General features: G+C 56.6%; 1 rRNA gene (cut by a window edge). It reads right to left on the minus strand.

Features of this window, described 5'->3' with window-relative positions:
• Nucleotides 1-22 precede the first annotated feature (22 nt).
• Nucleotides 23-1195 (minus strand): 23S ribosomal RNA (locus ACFC02_RS42130); it runs 1799 nt beyond the window's last position.

A 1195-nucleotide genomic window follows, 5' to 3' on the forward strand; every position in this document is an offset into this window, starting at 1 on the left:
AACACAGTGGACGCGAGCAACTGAGGACAAGCCCTCGGCCTATTAGTACCGGTCACCTCCACACGTTACCGTGCTTCCAGATCCGGCCTATCAACCCAGTCGTCTACTGGGAGCCTTACCCCATCAAGTGGGTGGGAGTCCTCATCTCGAAGCAGGCTTCCCGCTTAGATGCTTTCAGCGGTTATCCCTCCCGAACGTAGCCAACCAGCCATGCCCTTGGCAGAACAACTGGCACACCAGAGGTTCGTCCGTCCCGGTCCTCTCGTACTAGGGACAGCCCTTCTCAAGACTCCTACGCGCACAGCGGATAGGGACCGAACTGTCTCACGACGTTCTAAACCCAGCTCGCGTACCGCTTTAATGGGCGAACAGCCCAACCCTTGGGACCGACTCCAGCCCCAGGATGCGACGAGCCGACATCGAGGTGCCAAACCATCCCGTCGATATGGACTCTTGGGGAAGATCAGCCTGTTATCCCCGGGGTACCTTTTATCCGTTGAGCGACGGCGCTTCCACAAGCCACCGCCGGATCACTAGTCCCGACTTTCGTCCCTGCTCGACCCGTCGGTCTCACAGTCAAGCTCCCTTGTGCACTTACACTCAACACCTGATTGCCAACCAGGCTGAGGGAACCTTTGGGCGCCTCCGTTACCCTTTAGGAGGCAACCGCCCCAGTTAAACTACCCATCAGACACTGTCCCTGATCCGGATCACGGACCCAGGTTAGACATCCAGCACGACCAGACTGGTATTTCAACGACGACTCCACACACACTGGCGTGCATGCTTCAAAGTCTCCCAGCTATCCTACACAAGCCGAACCGAACACCAATATCAAACTGTAGTAAAGGTCCCGGGGTCTTTCCGTCCTGCTGCGCGAAACGAGCATCTTTACTCGTAGTGCAATTTCACCGGGCCTATGGTTGAGACAGTCGAGAAGTCGTTACGCCATTCGTGCAGGTCGGAACTTACCCGACAAGGAATTTCGCTACCTTAGGATGGTTATAGTTACCACCGCCGTTTACTGGCGCTTAAGTTCTCAGCTTCGCCCCACCGAAATGGAGCTAACCGGTCCCCTTAACGTTCCAGCACCGGGCAGGCGTCAGTCCGTATACATCGCCTTACGGCTTCGCACGGACCTGTGTTTTTAGTAAACAGTCGCTTCTCGCTGGTCTCTGCGGCCACCCCCAGCTCG

The sequence above is a fragment of the Streptomyces sp. NPDC056160 genome (assembly GCF_042268205.1).
Taxonomy (GTDB): Bacteria; Actinomycetota; Actinomycetes; order Streptomycetales; family Streptomycetaceae; genus Streptomyces.